Genomic DNA, 21,963 nt, shown 5'->3' with positions numbered 1-21,963 from the left:
CCCCGGCGGGGCCTGTCCGGCGGATGTGCAGGCCCGGCGGGATCCGCCGACCCCTACCCCACGGGCCAGGTGTGCACCGGCTCCCCTCCGCGCATGTGCTCGGCGTAGCGCCTGGTCATCGCGGCGAGCGCGGCCGGCCGGTCCATCCCGTACTGCTCGCGCAGCCGGTGGAAGGTCGCGCTCTGCCAGGCCGCGCCGTTGGTGCGGCGCAGACAGCGCTGCTCGATGATCCCCAGGTAGCGGTCCCGGTCGGCCGGCTCCACGCCCCACTCGTCCAGCCCCTGGTAGGCCATCGGCAGCAGCTCGCCCAGCACCAGGTCGACGGCGGAGACCGTCTGCAGCCCGCCGCCGCGGCCCGCCCGACCGGGCCGCGGCCACTGGAACACCGCGTCGATGCCGTACCGGGCGCCCTGGCGGAAGTTCTCGTCCGCCCGCTCGAACGGCAGCCGGTTCCAGACCGGCCGGGGCTGCTCGGCGAGCACCCGCACCAGCCCGTAGTAGAAGGCGGCGTTGGCCAGCGTGTCGGCCACCGTCGGCCCGGCCGGCAGCGCCCGGTTCTCCACCCGCAGGTGCGCCACCCCGCCCGAGACGTCGTAGATCGGCCGGTTCCAGCGGTAGATGGTGCCGTTGTGCAGCCGCATCTCGGCGAGCTTGGGCGCGCCGCCGGAGGCCAGCACCTTGAGCGGGTCCTCGTCGTCGCAGATCGGCAGCAGCGCCGGGAAGTAGCGCAGGTTCTCCTCGAACAGGTCGTACGCCGAGTCCACCCAGCGCTCGCCGAACCAGGTGATCGGGCGCACGCCCTGGGCCTTGAGCTCCGCCGAACGGGTGTCACAGGCCTGCTGGAAGAGCACCGGACGGGTCTCCCGCCACAGCTCCCGTCCGAACAGGAACGGGGAGTTGGCGCCGAGCGCGAGCTGCGGCCCGCAGATCGCCTGGGCGGCGTTCCACACCGAGGAGAACCGCTCCGGGGTGACCTGCAGGTGCAGCTGCAGCGAGGTCGCGGCGGCCTCGGCCACCATGGTGACCGACTCCAGCTGGAGGTGCTCGACGCCCTCGATGTCCAGCGCGATGTCCTCGCCCCGGGCGGCCAGGATCTGGTCGCTGAGCAGGCTGTACCGCTGGTTGTGGCTCATCGCGTCCAGCCCGGTGTGGTCGTGCTCCAGGGTCGGCAGGATGCCCACCATGACGATCCGGGCACCGGCCTCGGCCGCACGCCGGTCGGCGTAGCGCAGCCCGGTGTCGATCTCCTCGCGCAGTTCCTCGAAGACGTGCCCGCAGAGCCGGTGCGGCACGATGTTGACCTCGATGTTGAACTGACCCAGTTCGGTCTGGAAGTCGCTGGAGCCGATCGCGCTCAGCACCTGGGCGTTGCGCATCACCGGCAGGCCCTGCTCGTCGGCCAGGTTGAGCTCGATCTCCAGCCCCAGCACCGCCCGCGGCCGGTCGAAGCGGTCCTCGCGCAGCATCCGCCCGAGCGCGTCGAGGCAGGCCTGGAGCTTGAGCCGGTACTGCTGCCGGTCCGCCAGATCCGCCCGAGTCGCCACGACCTTCTCGCCCACGGTCCCCTCCTCCTGAGACACCCGGCCGTCCGACCGTGCAAGCATCATGCCCACCTCGAAGATCGATACCCGAATGCTTGTACTGGCTTGCAATGCAAGGCAACTGACGGAAATTCAGACCATCTGCAGACTTGCCCGCCACCACGGCCTGTGATAAACAGATCACCCTGCGCATTTGTTCGATGAATTCGAGGAATCCGCACTGCGCTCCGGCCGGTCTTCTCCCGCCCCGAGTCCCTCGTCGACGGCGGCGACCGCGCCGGCTCCGCGATCCTGCACAACCGGACACGGCCAGGCCCCCGTCACCGAAGACGCACCCGTGCCACGCCGGTATGCCGCACACGCCGATCTCGCTTGGAGAGGCGGACCCCGCCATGACCCTGCAGACCCCCCAGCCCCCGCCCAGCGCCCTGCGCGCGGTCCTGGGCGCTCTCGCCTCGGACACCGCGCTGCGCCAGCCCGCCGCCGCAGCACTGCGTCACCCGACCGGACCACTGCTCCCCGCGCATCCGCTCGCGGTGCACGTCCTGGACGGCCCGCGCCCCGAGCTCCCCGCCGCCCGCCGGACCGGCTGGCGCTTCCTGATCAAGGACGGCGCCGACGTGGCCGCCGCCGCCGAGGTGGTCCAGAGCGCGGAGGGCCACACCTTCTCCCACTTCACCGCCGGCCCCTACCTCTCCTCCACCGTCCGGGCACTGCGCGAGGCCTGGCAGCTCGCCCAGAACGCCCGCTCCCGATGCCAGCCCCGGCTGCTCACCTTCCCCGGCCAGTACGCGACGGCGCTCTGGCTGCACAGTCCCGACACCGGGCCGGCCGCCGACCTGCTGATCCCACTCGCCCCGGCCCCGCTCGGCGTCACCGCGCACCGCGCCTACCCGGCCGCCGAGTTGCTGCCGCTGCTCGCCCGTGCTCCGCTCGCCGGACCGCTGCTGCTCGGCTCCTCCTGAGCCTGCGCCGCCCCGTCCGCACCCCGCCGCCGGGCCACCCGCCCGGCGGCCCTTCGCCGCGCCCTCCCCGCTCCGCGGCCTCACCCGAACGGCCACCATCTGGACGGGCCGCCCGCAATGGCCCCACCGGGCTATCCCCCGACTGGCCCATCAGTGCGCGATCTCCCTCCGGCCCCACCTGAACGGGTGATCTCTGCCCGGGAGTTGTGGCGCATGTCACGAAATCCCTGCGCGGGCGTCCGCAGATGCCGACACTGGGAACCAGCGTGGAAGGACCACCTGTCCTACCCACTTGAGCGCCGGTCCACACCTGGTCGGCGTTGCGGACAGGATCCGACTACCGCGGCGGCTCCGGACGGCACCACCTCCGGGACCGCACCACGGGGAGGATCGCAGAGCGAAGCGAGGGTACGCGTATGTGCCAGCACCGTCCTGAGTGCCCGTCGGCCGAGTCCGAGGACCGCGAGGCGGCCGTGCCGGTGGCCTGCCACCCGGAGCAGGGTTGGAGCCTGCTCTGCAACGGCGTCGTGTTGTTCGAGGACACCGGAGAGCTGCTGCCCGACGGCCGGGTGATCGCCCCGCGCCGTCCTGTCGCCCACGCGGCCTGAGACACCACGGGCTGGGACAGCAGGGACCGAGGGCGGGCGACCCGACCCGTACGGCCGGAACCGTACGGCCCGAGGCCGCCCGGCGGGGCAGCCGCCGACCCGACCGTGAAAGACGACCCGACCGGGAACGACAAAGGGCAGGGCCCCAGCAGAAACGTTCTGCCGGGGCCCTGCCTCGTGTCCGCCCGCTGAGGATCAGACGCCGTACTCGTCCAGCGGCGGGCAGGAGCAGACCAGGTTGCGGTCGCCGTACGCACCGTCGATCCGGCTCACCGGCGGCCAGTACTTGTCCGCCGGGTTCACGCCCGCCGGGAAGACCGCCTCCTGCCGCGAGTAGCCGTGCGCCCAGTCGCCGGCCAGGGTGGCCGCGGTGTGCGGGGCGTTGCGCAGCGGGTTGTCCTCGGCCGCCCACTCACCCGAGCCGACCTTGTCGATCTCGGCCCGGATCTCGATCATCGCGTCGCAGAACCGGTCGATCTCGTGCAGGTCCTCGGACTCGGTCGGCTCGATCATCAGCGTGCCGGCCACCGGGAAGGACATCGTCGGCGCGTGGAAGCCGTAGTCGATCAGGCGCTTGGCGATGTCGTCCACCGTCACGCCCGTCTCCTTGGTGAGCGGGCGCAGGTCGATGATGCACTCGTGCGCGACCAGCCCGCCCGGGCCGGTGTAGAGCACCGGGAAGTGCGGCGCCAGCCGCTTGGCGATGTAGTTGGCGTTCAGCACCGCGACCTGGGTCGCGTGCTTCAGGCCCTCGCCGCCCATCAGCCGGACGTACGCCCAGGAGATCGGCAGGATCGCCGCCGAACCCCACGGCGCGGCCGAGATCGGGCCGACACCGGTGGCCGGCCCTGCCTCCTCCTGCAGCGGGTGGTTGGGCAGGTACGGCGCCAGGTGGGCGCGCACCGCGACCGGGCCGACCCCCGGGCCGCCACCGCCGTGCGGGATGCAGAAGGTCTTGTGCAGGTTCAGGTGCGAGACGTCCGCGCCGAACTTGCCCGGCTTGGCCAGGCCGACCAGGGCGTTCAGGTTGGCGCCGTCCACGTACACCTGGCCGCCGGCCTCGTGCACCAGGGCGCAGATGTCGGTGATCTGGGTCTCGTACACGCCGTGGGTCGACGGGTAGGTGACCATCAGCACGGCGAGGTTGTCGCGGTGCTGCTCGATCTTGGCCTTCAGGTCCTCGACGTCCACGTCGCCGTCGACCAGGGTCTTCACCACGACCACGCGCATGCCGGCCATCACCGCGGAGGCGGCGTTGGTGCCGTGCGCCGAGGACGGGATCAGGCAGACGTCGCGCTGGGTGTCGCCGTTGGCGTGGTGGTAGGCGCGGACGGCCAGCAGGCCGGCCAGCTCGCCCTGGGAGCCGGCGTTCGGCTGGATCGACACGGCGTCGTAGCCGGTGACCTCGACCAGCTGCTGCTCCAGCTGGCGGATCAGGGTCAGGAAGCCCTCGGCCTGATCGATCGGCGCGAAGGGGTGCAGCTGGCCGAACTCCGGCCAGGTCACCGCCTCCATCTCGGTGGTCGCGTTGAGCTTCATGGTGCAGGAGCCCAGCGGGATCATGCCGCGGTCCAGCGCGTAGTCCCGGTCCGACAGGCGGCGCAGGTAGCGCAGCATGGCGGTCTCCGAGCGGTGGCTGTGGAAGACCGGGTGGGTCAGGTACTCGTCCTCGCGCAGCAGCGCGGCGGGCAGCGTCTCGGCGGCCTCGGCCACCTCGACGGCGGGGACGCCGAACGCGGCCCAGACGCCGGCCAGGTGCTCACGGGTGGTGGTCTCGTCGGTGGAGATCGAGATCCGGTCCGCGCCGTCCTGGTGGACGTTGATGCCGTGGGTGCGGGCGGCGGCGGCGATCTCGGCGGCACGGCCCGGGACGACGGCGGTGACGGTGTCGAAGAACTCGCCGTGGAGCAGCTCCACGCCGCCGGCCCGCAGGCCCTCGGCGAGGGCGGCGGCGTAGCGGTGGGTGCGGCGGGCGATGTCGGCCAGGCCGTCCGGACCGTGGTAGACCGCGTACATCGAGGCCATCACGGCGAGCAGCACCTGGGCGGTGCAGATGTTGCTGGTGGCCTTCTCGCGGCGGATGTGCTGCTCGCGGGTCTGCAGCGCCAGGCGGTAGGCGCGGTTGCCGTCGACGTCGACGGACACGCCGACCAGGCGGCCGGGCAGCGAGCGGGCGTACTCGGCGCGCACCGACAGGTAACCGGCGTGCGGACCGCCGAAGCCCATCGGCACGCCGAAGCGCTGCGAGGTGCCGCAGGCGATGTCGGCGCCCAGCGAGCCCGGGGACTTGAGCAGGGTCAGCGCCAGCAGGTCGGCGGCAACGGCGACGATCGCGCCCAGCCCGTGCGCCTGCTCGATCACCGGGGCGAGGTCGCGGACCACACCGGTGGCGCCCGGGTACTGCAGCAGCACGCCGAAGACGCCGCGCTCGGCGATCTCGGCCGGGATGCCCTCGGACAGGTCGGCGACGACGACCTCCACACCGGTCGGCACGGCACGGGTGTTGATCACCGCGATGGTCTGCGGCAGGGTCTCGGCGTCGACCAGGAAGACACCGCCCTTGACCTTGGTGACGCGGCGGGCCAGCGCCATCGCCTCGGCGGCCGCGGTGCCCTCGTCCAGCAGCGAGGAGCCGGAGGTGGGCAGACCGGTCAGGTCGGAGACCAGGGTCTGGAAGTTGAGCAGCGCCTCCAGGCGGCCCTGCGAGATCTCCGGCTGGTACGGGGTGTACGCGGTGTACCAGGCCGGGTTCTCCATGACGTTGCGCAGGATCACCGGCGGGGTGAAGGTGCCGTAGTAGCCCAGGCCGATCATCGGCTGGAGCACCTTGTTGCGGCTCGCCAGCTCACGAAGCTCGGCGAGGACCTGCGCCTCGCTGCGACCGGCGGGCAGGGCCAGGGCGGTGATGGAGCGGATCGCCTCGGGAACGGCGGTGCTTGCGAGCTCGTCCAGCGAGCCGTAGCCGACGGACGCCAGCATCTTCTCCTGGGCGGCGGCATCGGGGCCGATGTGGCGGTTCTCGAAGGGGCTGGCCAGCTCAAGCTCGGTGAGGGTCGAGGCGCCGGTGGGGCGTCCCGCGTTCGGCTGGGCGTTCATGGTGGTCGAGGCCTCCTGGTCACGGACCGGCGGGGGCACGCACGCCGACCGGTCGTTCCGCTGCGGACAGCGGATCGCCTGGGCGGACGAACCCGGAAGGCCTCCCCCTCTGTCATCGGGACCTGAGAGCTTCGCCCGCACGGAGCGCCGTCGGCGCTCCGTCGGCTTGCACCGTCGGTGAGGGTGGTGATCGCCGGCTCCCGCGCCGACGCTCCTGCCCTGCTTTCCAGAGTGACCTATCCCGCACGGTACGGATGCCTGAGAGATTCCGGGGAGGAGTTGCTCCTTCGGCGCCCCGACCAGCGGTTTTCGCCGTCGGGGACTCTCCCGAGCGGGCTCGGCGGTCGCCGCCCAGGGTACCAGCGGGAGGCCTTCCGATCACGGGTGCGTCAGGTCACTCGAGGTCTACGCGCGTCCCCCGGACGGCCTAGCGCCGAGCCCGTCCGGCGCACCCCGGTCGCGTCGGTCCGATTCATGCCTTTTGGTGTGAAGTGACGGCCGGGACGGGTGCTCCGACGGCCGTACCTGCGGGAGTTCCGCAGCCGCAGCGCAGCTGGAGGAAAGAGTGCAGACCGACTTCGACCCCAGAGACCTCATCGGCCACAAGGCGGTCGACCGCAACGGAGACAAGATCGGCACGGTCGACGAGGTGTACCTGGACGACGCCACCGGCCAGCCAGAGTGGGCCGCCGTCCGGACCGGCATCTTCGGCCGGGACGCCTTCGTCCCGCTCACCACGAGCGAGTTCTCCGGCGAAGAGCTCCGGGTGCCCTACGACAAGTCGCTGGTCAAGGAGTCCCCGGACTTCGGCGTGGGCCAGCACCTGTCGCCGGCCCAGGAACTCCAGCTCTACCGCTACTACGGCCTCGACACCGAGGTGGACGGCCACACCGCCACCGAGGAGCCCGGCCGGACCGTCCAGCCCGACCGCGACTTCGGCACCGCTCCGGCCACCGCGGCCACCACGACCGCCAAACCGCTCGACTCCCACGCCACCGAGCCCGGCCCGACCAACACCGCCACCACCGTCACCGCCCCCAGTACCGCCGGCACCGACACCGCCGCGGAGGCCACCATGCGGACCCTCGCCACCCCCGCTCCCGCCACCACAGCGACCGCCCCCGCCGTCGAGCCGAAGCCGAAGCCGAAGCCCGCCCCAGCCGCGACCACCCCGACGCCCACCAGCTCCGCCACCACCTCAACCCCGAGCACGCCAGCCGCGACCACCCCGACGCCCACCAGCTCCGCCACCACCTCAACCCCGAGCACGCCAGCCGCGACCACCCCGACGCCCACCAGCTCCGCCGCGACCTCGGCCCCGAGTGCCCCGGTCGAGATCACCTGCCACGAGGAGCGGCTGGACATCACCACCGAGTGGCACGTCCTGGGCGCCGCGAAGCTGCGCAAGTACGTGACCAGCGAGCAGGTCGAGCGCCGCGTCCCGCTGGTCCGCGAGCGGGTCCGGGTGGAGCGCATCCCGGTCAGCGACGCCGAACGCTCCACCCTCACCGCCAAGGAGATCGCCGAGGCGGTCGAGGAGGTCACCCTCCGCGAGGAACACCCCATCGTCCGCAAGTACCTCGCCCCGATCGAGCGGGTCCGCCTGATCGTCGAGCGCTACACCACGGAGAAGGTGGTCCAGGAGGAACTCCGCCGCGAGCACGTCGAAGTCCACGACAACACCACCGCCGCCCCCGACCCGACCACCCCCGTGACCAACGGCGTCCGCCCCGACTCCCTGCGCCCCCTCACCTGACCCGACCCACCCCCAGGGCCCCGGACCCCGTCCGGGGCCCTCGCCATGCCCCCACCCGCCCCAACTCTCCGCAAACACCGCCCTCCTGCCCTCAGCCCCAAGCCCTGCCGCAGGCGACACCCCGTCGCCTTTGCCAAAGCTTAACCGCTCGATATTTGACACTCTGAAGTATCTCCCTGCATGATTACTTCAGTTCATTCACTATGTACGGGAGGAAGCAACCGTGAGTGAGGCACCCCAGCCCACCACCGCGGCCGAGAAGCAGAGCAACGCCCGGGTCCTGCCGGCCCTCATCCTGGCGATGCTGTCGTTCAGCGTGGTGCAGACCGCGGTCGTCCCGATCCTGCCGTCGCTGGCCAAGGAACTGGACGTCTCCGGGTCCAACATCACCTGGCTGATGACTGCCAACCTGCTCTCCGCAGCCGTGCTGACTCCCCTGCTGGGCCGCTTCGGCGACCTCCGGGGCCGTAAGCCCATGCTGCTGATCTCGCTGGCCGGCCTGGTCGCCGGATCGGCGCTGGCGGTCAGCACCCACTCCTTCACCTGGCTGATCGTCGCCCGCGTCCTGCAGGGCGCCGGCGGTGGCGTGATGCCGCTGGCGATCAGCATCGTCCGCGACGAGCTGCCCAAGCAGAAGGTGACCGGCGGCGTCGCCGCCATCAGCGCCTCGATGGGCGTCGGCTCCGGCCTCGGCCTGGTGGCGACCGGCCTCCTGCTGGAGCACTGGAACTACAAGTCGATCTTCTGGATGGGCCTGGCCTTCGGCCTGCTCGCGGTGGCCCTGGTCGCCTTCCGCGTCCCGTCCGACCCGGTGACCGACAAGGACGGCGGCGCCGACCCGCTCGGCGCCCTCACCCTGGCCGGCTGGCTCTCCGCCCTGCTGGTCGCGGTCAGCCAGGGCAACCACTGGGGCTGGACCTCCACCAAGACCCTCGGCCTGTTCGCCGTCGCCGCCGTGGTCGCCCTGATCTGGGGGATCATCGAGACCAAGGTCCCGCACCCGCTGGTGGACCTGAAGATGATGTCCCGCCCGGCCGTGGCCTTCACCAACCTGGCCGGCCTGCTCATCGGCTTCGGCATGTACGGCTCGTTCATGGTCATCAGCAACTTCGCCCAGACGCCGGAGAAGCTGGCCCACTACGGCTTCACCGCGACCGTCCTGCACGCCGGTGTGATGCTGCTGCCGTCCGCGATCGGCTCGATGGTGGCCGCCCCTGTCGGCGCCCTGCTGATCGCCCGCCGCGGTCCCCGTCTGCCGCTGGTCCTCGGTGGTGTCCTCGGCGCCGTCGCGATGGCCTACCTGGCCCTGCGGCACAGCCACGAGGGCGACATCTACACCGCCTCGGCGATCTTCGGCCTCGGCATCGGCCTCGCCTTCGCCGCGATGCCGGCCTTCATCAACGGCGCCGTCCCGGTCGAGCAGAGCGGAATCGCCAACGGCATGAACTCCGTGCTGCGCACCGTCGGTGGCGCGATCGGCACCGCCGTGATGACCGCCATCCTGACCGGCGACACCATGAAGCTCCCGATCAAGATCCCGGTGCTGCTGCCCACCCTGGACGCCTACAAGCACGCGTTCTGGACCACGGCCGTCGTCTGCATCATCGCCGGTGCCGTCCCCTTCCTGATCCGCACCGTCAAGCCGGCCGCCACCGCCCTGGGCGGCTCGGCCCCGCAGGACTCCAGCGCCGAGCTGGTCAAGACCGACGCCTGACCAGGCGTCCGGCCCGCGCGCTCAGGGACAGGGCGCGCGGGCCCGGCCTCCGTACGTCGCGAGGGCATCACGACGGTGCGGAGTCCGGCACGGTATGCGGCCCCATCCGGTACTCCTACCGGGTGGGGCCGTTCCGCGTCCCGAGCCCCTCAGCCGTCCGGCCCCTCGCCGTCCTCCGCTCCCGCCACCCGCCGCAACGGCAACGGCCTGGCCGGATCCAGCGCCGGGTCGTCGACCGCGAAGGTCCGCACCCGTCCCGGTTCGCTCCACGGTGTCTCGAACCGCACGGTGACCCGCCCGACGCCGCTGCCCTGCACCCACCCCGGCCCGAACTCGGCGTGGTGGACGTCCTGTCCGGGCATCCAGCGCCGCACCACGACCTCCTCCGGCTCCTCCTCGGCCTCCGCCGCCCGGGCCGCCTCGGTGTGCTCGGCCGCCTCCTCGCGCAGCGCCTGCGCGAACAGGTCCTCCTGGGTGTAGTCGGCCAGTTGGGCCACGCCCACGCCGAGCAGCCGGACCCCGCCGGTGATGTCCACCTGCTCGGCCAGCCGCCGCGCCGTCGCGGTGATCACCGCCTCGTCGTCCGTGGGCCCGCCGAGGGTTTCCGAGCGGGTCAGCGTCGAGAAGTCGAACCGCCGGACCTTGAGCACCACCGTCCGCCCCGAGCGCCCGGCCGCCCGCAGCCGCCGCACGCACCGGGCGGCCAGCGCCTCCACCTCGCGCAGCACCCGGTCCCGGTCGGCCAGGTCCACCTCGTAGGTGTCCTCCACCGAGACCGATTTGGCGTCCTGGTCGGCCACCACCGGTCGCTCGTCCAGCCCTATCGACATGTGGTGGATCCCGGCGCCGTGCGCCCGCCCGAGCAGCGCGACCAGCTCCGCCTCCCCCGCCTCCGCGAGGTCCGCCACCGTGGTCAGCCCGGCCCGCCGCAGCACCTGCTCGGTGGCCGGCCCGATGCCGGGCAGCGCCCGCACCGGCATCGGCCCGAGCACGGCCCGCTCCTGCCCGGGCTCGATCAGCACCAGCCCGTCCGGTTTGGCCTGCTCGGAGGCGATCTTCGCCATCAGCTTGGAGCCCGCCGCCCCGACCGAGCCGGTCAGCCCGGTGAGCCGCTGGATGTCCGCCCGCAGGTCCTCCGCCAGGGCGAGCACCAACCGCTCACCGGTGTCGTGGTCCGCCGACGCCAGCACCGGGCCGTACGCACCGGCCTCCAGGTCGACGAAGGCCTCGTCCAGGCTCAGCGGCTGCACCAGTGGTGACAGCTCCCGCAGCAGACCCATCACGATCTCGCTGTTCTGCCGGTACGCCTCGAAGCGTCCGGACAGGAAAGCCGCGTTGGGGCACAGCCGCCGCGCCTGGGCCATCGGCATCGCCGAGTGCACCCCGAACTTGCGCGCCTCGTACGAGGCCGTGGAGACCACCCCGCGCCCGCCGAGCCCGCCGACGATCACCGGTTTGCCGCGCAGGCTCGGCTTGGCCGCCTGCTCCACCGCCGCGAAGAAGGCGTCCATGTCGAGGTGGATGATGCTCGGCAGAGATCGCACCCGCAGATCATCGCGCACGGGTCCGACAGTGCGTACGAACCCGGCCGACGCCCCGCGACCGGCGGCCGACGCCCCACGGCCGACGCCCGGCGACCCCGGGCCGGTGGCCGGGGCCGTCGGCTACTCCTTCGCCTCCTGCGCCAGCGCCTTCGGGATGCCGTCCTCCTTGGGCCCGAGCAGCGCCGGGTCCGGCCGCAGCCAGGCGTTCACCGCCGCCTTGCCCGCCCCCGCGATCTCCCGCAGCCCGCCGTACAGCCAGGTGGAGTCGTGCAGCTCCGGCACCCCGACCGCGTACGACTGGATGCCCGCCGCCTCGCACAGCGCCAGCGCCCGCCGGACGTGGAAGTCCTGGCTGACCAGCACCGCGCGGTCCACCCCGAAGATCCGGTGCGCCCGGGTGCAGGAGTCCCAGGTGTTGAAACCGGCGTAGTCGCGGACCACCCGGTCCTGCGGCACCCCGTGCTCGGTCAGGTACCGGTACATCGCGTCCGGCTCGTCGTACGAGACCCGCCCGTTGTCCCCGGTCACCAGGATGGCCTGCACCCTCCCCTCCCGGTACAGATCCAGCGCCGCCGTCAGCCGGTGCTCCAGGTACGGCGAGGGCTTGCCCTGGTCCAGGCCCGCGCCGAAGACCACCGCCACCGGCGCGGACGGCGCGCTCTCGACCGTGCCCACCCGGTCCCCCGCCGCGGTCCACAGCCAGGCGCTCGGCGCGAGCGCCAACGAGCAGAGCAGCGTCGTCACCTGGAAGACCCTACGCTGGGTGCGCCGCTCCCGCATCCGCACCCGCATCCCCACCGCCCGGCGCCGCAGCAGCCCCGCTATCCCGGTGCCGACCCCCACGTGCCCTCCCTCGATCGTTCCACCGGGCAACACGACGAGGCCGTGGGCCCGAACGGTTCCGCGTCCGGGCCCACGGCCTCGTCAAGATCAGTGGCTCACCACCGGCACGTCAGGACGTGTGCGCCGGAACGGTGCGTCAGACCGCCCGGTTGCGCCGCTGCGCCAGTTCGTCCCCCGGGTCCTGCCCGACCAGCGTCTCGCCGGTGTCGGTGCGCTCCGCGTGCAGCCGACCGAGGGTCAGCTCCAGCTCCTGCCAGACCGCCCCCACCGCGATGCCGAAGACCCCCTGACCACCCTTCAGCAGATCGACCACCTGCTGCGGCGTGGTGCACTCGTACACCGTCGCACCGTCGCACATCAGCGTCAGCCCGGCCAGGTCGGCCTGGTCGGCGGACTGCAGATGGGCGACGGCCACCCGGATGTTCTGCAGCGAGACGCCGACGTCCAGCAGCCGCTTCACGATCTTGAGCAGCAGGACGTCGCGGAAGCTGTAGAGCCGCTGGCTCGTCGCCGGGTACGCCGTCCGGACGCTGGGCTCCAGCAGTCCGGTGCGGGCCCAGTAGTCCAACTGGCGGTAGGTGATACCGGCCGCCGCGCAGGCCGTCGGGCCGCGGAAGCCGATCAGTTCGGATGTCGGGGCCAGCCGCTCGATGGCGGGCTGACCCGGCTGCACGGCCGGGAACCTGCCCATGCGGGGCAGGTCGGTCACGGTACGAGCGGCGCGGGGCACGTGCACGGCGCACAGGCCTCCCCCGGCCGCGTCATCGCCGGTGCTGCTCATGCCTACCTCCGTCCACTTGTGCTGCGGGCAACCCGACTGCGGGCATCGGCCACCCGGACAGCCACTCCTGACGGTAGGCAGTCCCCTATGACCCGTCAACGATCGCCACGCCGGGCCAGACAAACCACATCACTCAGGAGAGTGGTTTTTCGTGCCCCTAGTGTGGGTAGACGGGCGGTTTTTGGCAAAACGGCGCGTGAAACCGCCGACCGGACCGTCCGCGCTACTGCGGACCGCTTCCCCCGAAGTCCTCGGGGGACACCTGGTCGAGGAACTCGCGGAACTTCTCGACCTCGTCCTCCTGCTCGTCCGGGATCGCGATGCCCGCCTCGGCGAGCACCTCCTCGCTCCCGTAGATCGGCGTGCCGGTGCGCAGGGCGAGCGCTATCGCGTCGGACGGCCGGGCACTCACCTCGACCCCGCCGGCGAACACCAGCTCGGCGTAGAACACGCCCTCCCGCAGGTCGGTGATCCGGACCTCGGTGAGCTGCTGACCGAGCGCTTCCAGAACGTCCTTGAACAGGTCGTGCGTCAGCGGGCGCACCGGAGTCATGCCCTGCTGGGCGAAGGCGATCGCGGTCGCCTCGCCGGGGCCGATCCAGATCGGCAGGTAACGATCTCCCCCGACCTCCCGCAGCAGCACGATCGGCTGGTTGGAAGGCATCTCCACTCGGACACCCACGACGTCGAGCTCATTCACACAGGCAACCCTATGGCTCCGACCCCGGATATGAAAGCGCAGGACCGACGCCGCTGGTCAGCGCGGTGCACCCGGCGGGCGGAGGACTCTTCGGACGCTACGGACGGGTCCGCAGACCGGCCTGGACCATGGCCGCGTGCAGCCGTACGGACAGCGTCGCGAGCTCCCTCGCGGTGGCCTCAGCGTGCGCCCGGGTCTGCGGGTTCCGGTGCCGCCGCAACGGCGCCACCACCTGCTCCACCAGCGCGATCTCGCGGTCCGCCGCAGCCTTCATGGCTCTCAGGTGCCGCGGCTCCAGCCCGTACCGGCCGAGCTCCGCGACCAACCGGGCCACCTGCAGCGCCTCGCCGTCGTACCCGCCGTCCGGGCCCGGCGCGACCAGCCCGTAGGACTCCCACTCTACGAGTTCCCGCTCCCCGGCCTCGGCGGCGGCCAGCAACTCGGCGCGCCCCAGCCGGACCCCGGACGGGACGTCGGCGGAGGCCACCAGCTCGCGGTCGGCTTCCTCCACCGGCCCGGGCCGGCCGTCGGCGGCTGGCGGAAGCGCGGGCGGGGCCTCGCCGCGCTCGATCGCGTCCAGGTGCTCGCGGATCACCCGCAGCGGCAGGTAGTGGTCGCGCTGCATCCGCAGCACGTAGGCCAGCCGCTCGACGTCGGCCGGGCTGAACTTGCGGTACCCCGAAGGAGTGCGCTGCGGCTCCACCAGCCCCTCCGCCTCCAGGAAGCGGATCTTGGAGATGGTCACCTCGGGGAAGTCGTCGCGCAGGAAGGCCAGCACCGCGCCGATGCTCAACAACTCGTCACCGCCCCGCCGCCGCCCGGCGGGTCGGTCCGGCCGGAGCGGCTGCCTGGGGCCCGCGACCACCCCGCGCCCGACCCGGTCCACCTGCGGACCGGACGACGACGCGGGGTTGGCCGCCCCGAGAGAAGAAGGGGTATCGCTGCTCACTCGGGCTCCTGCCGACGTTGGTTTCAGTACCCCCGGTGGTGGCCGGCGAAGAACACCAGCCGGTACTTGCCGATCTGCACCTCGTCGCCGTTGTTCAGCGGCACCTCGTCGATCCGCTCCCGGTTGACGTAGGTGCCGTTCAGGCTGCCCACGTCCGCGACGCTGAAGCCGGCCGGGGTGCGGCGGAACTCCACGTGGCGGCGCGAGACCGTGACGTCGTCCAGGAAGATGTCGCCCTGCGGGTGACGTCCGGCCGTGGTGACGTCCGAGTCCAGCAGGAACCGGCTGCCCGAGTTCGGGCCGCGCTGCACGATCAGCAGGGCCGAGCCCGGCGGCAGCGCGTCGATCGCCTGCAGCACCTCGGCCGACAGGGCCGGCGTGGTGCCGGTGCCGGTCGTGGCGGTGGGGTCGTAGGACTCCAGGCCGGAGATCGAGATGGTCGAGGTGGTCTCCACCGCCCCCTCGGGCAGCAGGCCGCCGCGCAGCGCGGTGCCGCAGTTGGAACAGAAGCGGGCCGCGGCCGGGTTCTGGTTACCACACCTGGGACACGGAGTAGGGCCAGCCATGTTCACAGCCTCCTGGCGCGGCACACCCGACGGGTTGTGCCCGGCGTACGGGTCCGGGGCAAACCCTCCACCAGAGGTTGAGGGTGCTGACGGGAAACCTATGCGCGGGTCGCCGGAGGGGTCAACCGACGCGCCGTAGCCCGCCTGATTTCCCGCGTACTGGGCGGCGCCGCCGTCCCGGTACAGCTGCTGTCCGGCGTACGGCGCGGCCTCGGGGGCGGGGCGCATGCCCGGAACTACGGGCTCGTCCTCCGGCCGACGGTGCCGAGCGGTGGGCGCCTCGACGGCGGCCGCGTCACGGCCCTTGTTACGACCGAACAACTTCGAGAAGAAACTCACGGGCGAATCCCCTTGCGTGTGACAGACCCGCCCGCGGGGCAGGGTGAGAACCTCGGACAGGCTGCGGGCCCGGTTGCGGCTCGGGCCTGCTGGAGTGGTACTCCGACGGTTGGTGCTGCGGTTGGTGCTACGGAGCGTACTGGTGCGAACCAGTCTCTCCCACGCGGCGGCGGCTCCCCGCACCGGGTGCCGCCCGCCCGTGACGGGCCGTTCGTCGGGCGCCCCGTCACTTCGAAGCCGGCTTGGCGTACTGCGGCGTCTTCGGATCCGCGAGGGCGTCCACGACCACCTTCTGCTGCTGGGTGATCGTCGCCCGCGCCTGGTGGCTCTCCAACGTACGGACGACACCACCCGGGATGTTCAGCGCGGGAGTCAGATCCTGCGGGTTCCCCACGACGGTGAACCGATAGGGCGGCGCGACCTTCTTGCCGTCGATCTGCACCCCGCCGCCCGACAGGTCGGTGAAGTAGGTGTTGACCACCACGCGCACATCGTTGATCTGAATCGCCTCCGCCCCCGCCGCTCGAAGTTCCTGCAGGGTGTCCAGCAGCATATCTGCCTTCACCTGCCCTTGGGGATCGTCGACCGTGAGTACGATGCCCGGGCCAGTGGCTTTGACCGTACCGGCCAGCACACCCAGTTCCGTCATCTTCTTCCTGGTCTGCTCCTGGGCCTCCTTGGCCTGGTTGGAGCTGTTCTCCAACTTCGCCAGGGACTGTTCGAGCTCCGCCTTCTCCTGTTGGAGACGCTGCTGACGGCTGTCCAGTTCGTCGAGGATCCGGACCAGGTCCTCCTGCCGGGCCCCGCGCAGCTGGTTGTGGTGGTCGTTGGTCGAGCGCACCTGGATCGCCAGCGCCAGGCCGAGCGAGAACAGCAGCAGCGCCACGACCAGCTGCCCGCGCGACAGCCGCGGCGGCCACAGCGCCGCCTTCAGCCGCCGCCGACCGGCGTTCCGGTCCCCTGCGGAAGGCTGCTCGGCTTCGGCGATCCCGGCCGGCTCGGCCGGCTCGGACTCAGTGGGCTCCGGCCCTGCCTCGTCCTTCGGCTCGGGCTTCGGGTCACGCTCGGGCTCGGGCTCTGCCTTCGACTTCCCGGCAGCGGACTCCGGCTCCGCCGCCTTCGTCAGCGATACCACCGGCACCGGCTCCGCCACGGCGCCCTCAAGCTCAGCCTCAGCGTCAGACTTCTCCGGCTCCGCCGGCTCGGACTCCGCCTCAGCCGCCCCCGGCTCCGCTCCCGAGTCCGCAGGATCGACCGCAGCGGTCTCCTCCTCCGCCGCCGACTCGGACGTCTCGACGGCCTTCCCGTCCGCCTTCTCCTCCGCCGCCGCCTCGCGGCCCGGCTCAGGCACGGAAGACATGACGCCGGATCGCGGCCGCGTTGGAGAAGATGCGGATGCCCAGGACGACGACCACTCCCGTGGACAGCTGCGAGCCGACGCCCAGCTGGTCACCGAGGAAGACGATCAGCGCCGCGACCACCACGTTCGACAGGAACGAGACGATGAACACCTTGTCGTTGAAGATCCCGTCCAGCATCGCCCGGACGCCGCCGAACACCGCGTCCAGCGCCGCCACCACCGCGATCGGCAGGTACGGCACGACGGCGTCCGGCACCTCGGGTTGGACGAAGAGGCCGACGACCACCCCGATCACGAGACCCAGTACGGCAATCACGGTCTAGCTGCTCCTGTCCCTGTCGTGGTCTTGGCGGATCCGCTGGTCGGACGCCGCTTCGGGGTCGGACCACCGCTGCGTGCGGATGGTGAAACGGACGCGCCGGGGCTCTCAGAGGTTCCGGGACCGCCCGAAGGAGTGCCGCTCGGGCCGGCCGACGAGGTCGCCGACGACGTGGCCGAGGGGGTCGCCGTGGGCGTGGGCTCGGGCGTGACCGGCTGGGCGGTCCGCAGCGTCACCCCCACTGCCGCCGGCAGCGTCAGGCTCTTCTGCGTGGAGAGCGTCGACTTGATGCCGTACTTCTCCTGGAGCAGCCGCAGGTACTGCCCGGCCATGTCGCTCTCGAAGGCGGAGAGGAGCTTCGGCCCGTCCCCGATCGCCTGGATGTTGTACGGCGGGACCAGCGGCCGGTTGTCCACCAGCACCGCCTCACCGGCGGCCCGGATCGCGGACAGCGCGGTCAGCCGCTGGCCGTTGATCGAGACCGCTTCCGCGCCGGAGCCCCACAGACCGTTCACCACCAGCTGCAGGTCATGATCGCGCAGCCGCCCGCTGTTGGAGAAGCCCTGCCCGGCCCGCGGGTCGACATTGCCCCCGCTCCCCGTCCCCGGGGCGTCCTCCAGGACCAGCTTCACTCCCGGCCCGGTGACCTCCCCCAGGCCCACCGTGCCGGTCAGACCGCCCGCGTCGCCGTCCCCCGAGGGGAGCGCCTGCTGCTGCGTGTCCTCGACCTTGCGCCGCAGGTCCTGGACCTGCTTCTGCAGGTGGTCGGCCGAGCCGTTGCTGTCGTTGATCCGGTGGATCAGCGCGTCCCGCTCCTTGGCGAGCGAAGGCTCCGCCTTGTGCGCGTTCACCGCGCCGACCGTCACCACGCCCCCGACCAGCGCCAGTCCGGCGCCCAGCGTGAGCAGACCCCGCAGGGTCCGGGGTATCCGGCTGTCGTGCTCGCCGCCCCGCGCAGCGGCCGCCTCGGCGTAGCCCTCGTCCAGGCTGTGGTCCATCACGTTCGTCAGCAGTGACATCGAGGCGTCCGGACGGTTGTACCGTCCGTTCGGGGCACTCGGCGTCGGCGTCGCTGGCATGCGGACCATCGTCCCATGGACGCGAGGGGCCCCGTGCACGGCCCCTGAGCTGCACACACGTTGCACACACCCATGGAAAGCGACGGACTGCGCCGAATGATGTGAAAACGGACAGCGGGGCGTGCGAAGCAGGTCGCACGCCCCGCCGATCAGGGCATTCGTACGCTCAGTCCGTCACCGCCCCGCGCCGTCGACCACCGCCGCCCACTCGTCGAGCAGCGCCTCGGTAGCCTCGTCGTCCGGTCCCTCGGCCCATAGGTGGGTGACCGCCTCGGCCGGGTCCGGCAGCACCAGCGTCCAACGCCCGTCCGCCTCGACCACCCGGACGCCGTCCGTGGTGTCCAGCCGCCGGCTTCCGGCCGCCTCCACCACCGAGCGCATGACCATGCCCTTGGCCGCCCACGGCGTCGCGATGTCCCGGCGCCGGATGTGCGCCTGCGGGATCCGCGCGTCGATCTGGCTCAGCGTGAGCTGGGTCCGGGCCACCAGGCCGACCAACCGGACGAAGGCCGCGGCGCCGTCCAGCACCCCGCTGAACTCGGGCACCACGAAGCCACCACGCCCGTCCCCGCCGAACACCGTGCCCTCGGCGGAAGCCGCCTTCGCGAGGTCGTCCGGCGTCGTCGTGGTCCAGATGACCTGGGTGCCGTGGTAGGCGGCGACCTGCTCGGCGATCCGGGTCGTGGTCACCGGCAGCGCCACCTGCCCACTGCGGCGCTCGGCCGCGACCAGGTCCAGCAGCACCAGCAGCGCCCGGTCGTCGTCGATCACCCGGCCCAACTCGTCGACGAAGGCGACGCGCTCACCGACCGGGTCGAAGCGGACACCGAAGGCCGCCCGTGACGAGGCCACCAGCTCACCGAGCCTGGCCAGCCCGGCCCGCCGCGTCTCCGCGTCCTCGGTCGGCCGCGCCTCGTCCAGCCCGCTGGAGACGGTGAGCGCCTCCACCCCGAGTCGGCCGAGGATGCTCGGCAGAACCAGCCCCGCGCTGCCGTGCGCGGTGTCCACGACCACCTTCAGCCCAGCCTCCCGGACCCCGGTGGTGTCCACCGTCCGCAGCAGGTTGCCCGCGTAGGAGTCGAAGACGCTGGACGGGAAGGTCAGGTCCCCGATCTCGCCGGGGAAGGCCCGCCGGTACTCCTGGCGCGCGTACACGCGGTCGAGCTTGCGCTGCCCCGCCTGCGAGAGGTCCGCGCCGCGCTCGTCGAAGAAGAGGATGTCCAACGAGTCCGGCACCCCGGGCGTGGTCCGCAGGAAGATCCCGCCCGCACTCCCCCGCGCCGTGTGCTGCCGGGCCACCGGCATCGGCACGTTCTCCAGGTCCCGGACGTCGATCGCGCTCGTCTGCAGCGCCGAGATCATCGCCCGTTTGAGCGCACGCGCACCTCGCGAGTGGTCACGCGCAATGGTGACGGTGGCACCCTTCTTCAACGTCGTGGCGTACGCGCCGGCCAGCCGTACGGCCAGCTCGGGGGTGATCTCGACGTTCAGGATCCCCGAGACGCCGCGGACACCGAAGAGGTGCTCCTGACCGCGGGACTCCCAGATCACCGAGGTGTTGACGACGGCTCCGGCCTCGATGGTCTTGAACGGGTAGACCCTGACGTTCGCCGCGATGATCGACTCCTCGCCGACCAAGCACTCGTCCCCGATCACCGCGCCGTCCTCGATCCGCGCGGCCCGCATCACATCGGTGTTCTTGCCCACCACGCAGCCGCGCAGATTGCTCTGCGGGCCGACGTACACGTTGTCGTGCACCACCGCCTTGTGCAGGAAGGCTCCGCGCTTGACCACCACGTTGCTGCCCAGCACGGTGTGCTCGCGGATTTCCACACCGGCCTCGACCTTGGCGTAGTCGCCGATGTACAGCGGCCCGCGCAGTACGGCCTCGGGGTCGACCTCCGCCCCCTCCGCCACCCAGACGCCCGGCGAGATCTCGAAGCCGTCGATCTCGACGTCGACCTTGCCCTCCAGGACGTCCGCCTGGGCCTTGCCGTAGCTCTCGTGGGTGCCCACGTCCTCCCAGTAGCCCTCGGCGACGTAGCCGTAGACCCGCTTGCCCTCCTTCAACAACTGCGGGAAGACGTCGCTCGACCAGTCGACGGACTCACCCGCCGCGACGTAGTCGAAGACCTCGGGTTCCATCACGTAGATACCGGTGTTCACCGTGTCGGAGAAGACCTGCCCCCAGGTCGGCTTCTCCAGGAAGCGTTCGACCCGCCCGTCGTCGTCCGTGATCGTGATACCGAACTCCAGAGGGTTCGGCACCCTGGTGAGACAGACGGTGACCAGGGCGTTCTTGCTGCGGTGAAAGTCGATCAATTCAGAGAGATTGAAGTCGGTCAGCGCGTCACCGGAGATCACCAGAAAGGAGTCGCCCCTGAGCGCGTCCTCGGCGTTCTTGACACTCCCCGCAGTGCCTAGTGGCGTCTCCTCATGGGCATAGGTGAGATGCATCCCCAGTTCCTCGCCGTCACCGAAGTAGTTCTTGACCAGTGACGCCAGGAACTGGACGGTGACCACGGTGTCGGAGAGGCCGTGCCGCTTCAGCAGCCGAAGCACGTGCTCCATGATCGGCATATTGGCGACCGGAAGCAGCGGCTTCGGCATGCTGGAGGTCATCGGGCGGAGTCGGGTGCCCTCGCCCCCTGCCATTACAACGGCTTTCATTACGGGTGCGTCCTCCTTCGCGGTGGTGGACCTGCAGGTCCATCAAACCGTTCCAGAGGGTTCTCTACCCGGAAGGTATCGTCCGACGCACCGGTACGGCGTGGGACTTCTCTCAGATCACGTCTCAGGCCGTGGACGCCGAGGCCGCGGAGTCGGCCTTGACGATCTGCCGCGCCTGCACCGCGTAAAGAATGGCGGACCACCAGTAGAGCGTGGTTCCCCACCAGATGAACGCCCAGCTCACCACCTCGGCCGGCCGCGCGATCCAGCTGTGCACGTTGCCGAGCAGCAGAAGCGGAAACGCGTACATCAGATTGAAGGTCGCGGCCTTCCCGAGGAAACTGACCTGCAGTGGCCCGTAACCGTGCTTGTTCAGAATGGGCAGCAACGAGGCGATGAACAGTTCCCGGGCCAGCAGAATCGCCGTCACCCACCACGGCAGTATCTCACGCCAAGTCAATCCGACCAGAGTGGACAGCACATAGAGCCGGTCGGCCAGCGGGTCCAGCAGCTGCCCCACCCGACTGATCTGCCCCCACCGCCTGGCGAGCTTCCCGTCCAGGTAGTCGCTGACTCCGCTCAGCGCCAGGATCAACAACGCCCAACCGTCATTGTTGGGCCCGCCGAAGGCCGGCCACAGGATGAGCCAGAGAAAAAGCGGAACGCCGACCAGCCGGCCCATGCTCAGCAGGTTGGGGATGGTGAGCACGCGATCGGTCTGGACCCGCGTCTCCTGGACCTCCACCTGGGGGCCTCCTGTCCCATGTGACGACAATGCACGTTGACCTTACAACAGAAAAGCCCCCGTCCGGTTCACCCGGCGGGGGCCTCTCTCGAAGAATTGTTCGGCGGCGTCCTACTCTCCCACAGGGTCCCCCCTGCAGTACCATCGGCGCTGTGAGGCTTAGCTTCCGGGTTCGGAATGTAACCGGGCGTTTCCCTCACGCTATGACCACCGAAACACTATGAAACTGTCAACCGCACCAACCACGATCGGTCGGGGTCGTTGTTTCAGAACAACACAGTGGACGCGAGCAACTGAGGACAAGCCCTCGGCCTATTAGTACCGGTCAACTCCACCCCTCACAGGGCTTCCATATCCGGCCTATCAACCCAGTCGTCTACTGGGAGCC

General features: G+C 71.1%; 17 protein-coding genes, 2 rRNA genes, 1 pseudogene and 2 riboswitches. Of the genes and pseudogenes, 5 read left to right on the top strand and 15 right to left on the bottom strand.

Features of this window, described 5'->3' with window-relative positions; translation table 11 throughout:
• Positions 1–53: 53 nt before the first annotated feature.
• Positions 54–1,559, bottom strand: coding sequence for a glutamate-cysteine ligase family protein (locus tag ACZ3UD_RS12220; RefSeq protein ID WP_465585494.1), 1,506 nt, complete (start codon positions 1,557–1,559; stop codon positions 54–56).
• Positions 1,560–1,933: 374 nt separating this feature from the next.
• Here ACZ3UD_RS12220 and ACZ3UD_RS12215 point away from each other — a divergent pair, with 374 nt between their 5' ends.
• Together ACZ3UD_RS12215 and ACZ3UD_RS12210 are read left to right on the top strand one after the other, a co-directional pair.
• Positions 1,934–2,506 (top strand): hypothetical protein, encoded by a 573-nt coding sequence (locus tag ACZ3UD_RS12215; protein WP_465585492.1) that lies wholly within the window; start codon positions 1,934–1,936, stop codon positions 2,504–2,506.
• 416 nt (positions 2,507–2,922) lie between these two features.
• Positions 2,923–3,114, top strand: a complete 192-nt coding sequence (locus tag ACZ3UD_RS12210) for a DUF5999 family protein (RefSeq protein ID WP_380613480.1) — start codon at positions 2,923–2,925, stop codon at positions 3,112–3,114.
• Positions 3,115–3,309: 195 nt separating this feature from the next.
• Here ACZ3UD_RS12210 and gcvP read toward each other — a convergent pair whose 3' ends face one another.
• Entirely contained in the window at positions 3,310–6,210 is a 2,901-nt protein-coding gene (gcvP, locus tag ACZ3UD_RS12205) for an aminomethyl-transferring glycine dehydrogenase (RefSeq protein WP_465585491.1), read from the bottom strand.
• Between the two features lie 102 nt (positions 6,211–6,312).
• A riboswitch (glycine riboswitch) is annotated at positions 6,313–6,445 on the bottom strand.
• Between the two features lies 1 nt (position 6,446).
• A riboswitch (glycine riboswitch) is annotated at positions 6,447–6,550 on the bottom strand.
• 225 nt (positions 6,551–6,775) lie between these two features.
• On the opposite strand from gcvP, the pseudogene ACZ3UD_RS12200 reads away from it, so the two are divergent.
• The 3 genes and pseudogenes from ACZ3UD_RS12200 to ACZ3UD_RS12190 all read left to right on the top strand — a co-directional run.
• Positions 6,776–7,150 (top strand): annotated as a pseudogene (locus ACZ3UD_RS12200) (PRC-barrel domain-containing protein); the annotation flags it as partial.
• Between the two features lie 135 nt (positions 7,151–7,285).
• Positions 7,286–7,966: a YsnF/AvaK domain-containing protein gene (locus ACZ3UD_RS12195; protein WP_465585857.1), complete on the top strand. Its 681-nt coding sequence runs from the start codon at positions 7,286–7,288 to the stop codon at positions 7,964–7,966.
• 223 nt (positions 7,967–8,189) lie between these two features.
• Positions 8,190–9,680: an MFS transporter gene (locus ACZ3UD_RS12190; RefSeq protein WP_465585489.1), complete on the top strand. Its 1,491-nt coding sequence runs from the start codon at positions 8,190–8,192 to the stop codon at positions 9,678–9,680.
• A 149-nt stretch (positions 9,681–9,829) separates the two neighbouring features.
• Here the strand turns inward: ACZ3UD_RS12190 and ACZ3UD_RS12185 are convergent, their stop codons facing one another.
• The 13 genes from ACZ3UD_RS12185 to ACZ3UD_RS12125 all read right to left on the bottom strand — a co-directional run.
• Positions 9,830–11,224, bottom strand: a complete 1,395-nt coding sequence (locus tag ACZ3UD_RS12185; protein WP_465585488.1) for a DNA polymerase IV — start codon at positions 11,222–11,224, stop codon at positions 9,830–9,832.
• Positions 11,225–11,344: 120 nt separating this feature from the next.
• Positions 11,345–12,016 (bottom strand): SanA/YdcF family protein, encoded by a 672-nt coding sequence (locus tag ACZ3UD_RS12180; RefSeq protein WP_465585855.1) that lies wholly within the window; start codon positions 12,014–12,016, stop codon positions 11,345–11,347.
• 187 nt (positions 12,017–12,203) lie between these two features.
• Positions 12,204–12,848, bottom strand: a complete 645-nt coding sequence (locus ACZ3UD_RS12175) for a MerR family transcriptional regulator (protein ID WP_465585486.1) — start codon at positions 12,846–12,848, stop codon at positions 12,204–12,206.
• A gap of 223 nt (positions 12,849–13,071) precedes the next feature.
• Positions 13,072–13,548 carry a bifunctional nuclease family protein gene (locus ACZ3UD_RS12170; RefSeq protein ID WP_030303568.1) on the bottom strand — a complete coding sequence of 159 codons (477 nt, stop codon included), beginning with the start codon at positions 13,546–13,548 and terminating at the stop codon, positions 13,072–13,074.
• A 97-nt stretch (positions 13,549–13,645) separates the two neighbouring features.
• Entirely contained in the window at positions 13,646–14,341 is a 696-nt protein-coding gene (gene ftsR / locus ACZ3UD_RS12165) for a transcriptional regulator FtsR (protein WP_465585854.1), read from the bottom strand.
• A gap of 179 nt (positions 14,342–14,520) precedes the next feature.
• Positions 14,521–15,063: an FHA domain-containing protein gene (locus tag ACZ3UD_RS12160; RefSeq protein WP_465585485.1), complete on the bottom strand. Its 543-nt coding sequence runs from the start codon at positions 15,061–15,063 to the stop codon at positions 14,521–14,523.
• A 565-nt stretch (positions 15,064–15,628) separates the two neighbouring features.
• Complete coding sequence (locus tag ACZ3UD_RS12155) at positions 15,629–16,528, bottom strand: DUF881 domain-containing protein (protein WP_465585852.1); 900 nt, start codon at positions 16,526–16,528, stop codon at positions 15,629–15,631.
• 217 nt (positions 16,529–16,745) lie between these two features.
• Complete coding sequence (locus ACZ3UD_RS12150; protein ID WP_030062488.1) at positions 16,746–17,078, bottom strand: small basic family protein; 333 nt, start codon at positions 17,076–17,078, stop codon at positions 16,746–16,748.
• The gene (locus ACZ3UD_RS12145; RefSeq protein ID WP_465585484.1) at positions 17,075–18,160 is read right to left on the bottom strand and encodes a DUF881 domain-containing protein; all 1,086 of its coding nucleotides are present in this window, start codon (positions 18,158–18,160) and stop codon (positions 17,075–17,077) included. Before ACZ3UD_RS12145 ends, ACZ3UD_RS12150 begins: the two co-directional genes overlap by 4 nt.
• A gap of 174 nt (positions 18,161–18,334) precedes the next feature.
• The gene (locus ACZ3UD_RS12140; protein ID WP_465585482.1) at positions 18,335–20,830 is read right to left on the bottom strand and encodes a sugar phosphate nucleotidyltransferase; all 2,496 of its coding nucleotides are present in this window, start codon (positions 20,828–20,830) and stop codon (positions 18,335–18,337) included.
• Positions 20,831–20,954: 124 nt separating this feature from the next.
• Positions 20,955–21,575: a CDP-diacylglycerol--glycerol-3-phosphate 3-phosphatidyltransferase gene (gene pgsA / locus ACZ3UD_RS12135; RefSeq protein ID WP_465585480.1), complete on the bottom strand. Its 621-nt coding sequence runs from the start codon at positions 21,573–21,575 to the stop codon at positions 20,955–20,957.
• Between the two features lie 98 nt (positions 21,576–21,673).
• Positions 21,674–21,790 (bottom strand): 5S ribosomal RNA (gene rrf / locus ACZ3UD_RS12130).
• 80 nt (positions 21,791–21,870) lie between these two features.
• A 23S ribosomal RNA gene (locus tag ACZ3UD_RS12125) occupies positions 21,871–21,963 on the bottom strand; the annotation flags it as partial.

The organism is Kitasatospora sp. NPDC023118 (genome assembly GCF_055560875.1).
Note: the sequence above shows the minus strand (reverse complement) of the source record. Positions and strands in the feature narration are given on the sequence as shown.

What these genes read in the sequence shown, in the direction of transcription:
- ACZ3UD_RS12215 (WP_465585492.1), top strand. Translation starts at nt 1,934, where the DNA reads ATGACCCTGCAGACCCCCCAGCCCCCGCCCAGCGCCCTGCGCGCGGTC.
- ACZ3UD_RS12210 (WP_380613480.1), top strand. Translation starts at nt 2,923, where the DNA reads ATGTGCCAGCACCGTCCTGAGTGCCCGTCGGCCGAGTCCGAGGACCGC.
- gcvP (WP_465585491.1), bottom strand. Translation starts at nt 6,210, where the DNA reads ATGAACGCCCAGCCGAACGCGGGACGCCCCACCGGCGCCTCGACCCTC.
- ACZ3UD_RS12195 (WP_465585857.1), top strand. Translation starts at nt 7,286, where the DNA reads ATGCGGACCCTCGCCACCCCCGCTCCCGCCACCACAGCGACCGCCCCC.
- ACZ3UD_RS12180 (WP_465585855.1), bottom strand. Translation starts at nt 12,016, where the DNA reads ATGCGGGTGCGGATGCGGGAGCGGCGCACCCAGCGTAGGGTCTTCCAG.
- ACZ3UD_RS12175 (WP_465585486.1), bottom strand. Translation starts at nt 12,848, where the DNA reads ATGAGCAGCACCGGCGATGACGCGGCCGGGGGAGGCCTGTGCGCCGTG.
- ACZ3UD_RS12160 (WP_465585485.1), bottom strand. Translation starts at nt 15,063, where the DNA reads ATGGCTGGCCCTACTCCGTGTCCCAGGTGTGGTAACCAGAACCCGGCC.
- ACZ3UD_RS12145 (WP_465585484.1), bottom strand. Translation starts at nt 18,160, where the DNA reads ATGCCAGCGACGCCGACGCCGAGTGCCCCGAACGGACGGTACAACCGT.
- ACZ3UD_RS12140 (WP_465585482.1), bottom strand. Translation starts at nt 20,830, where the DNA reads ATGAAAGCCGTTGTAATGGCAGGGGGCGAGGGCACCCGACTCCGCCCG.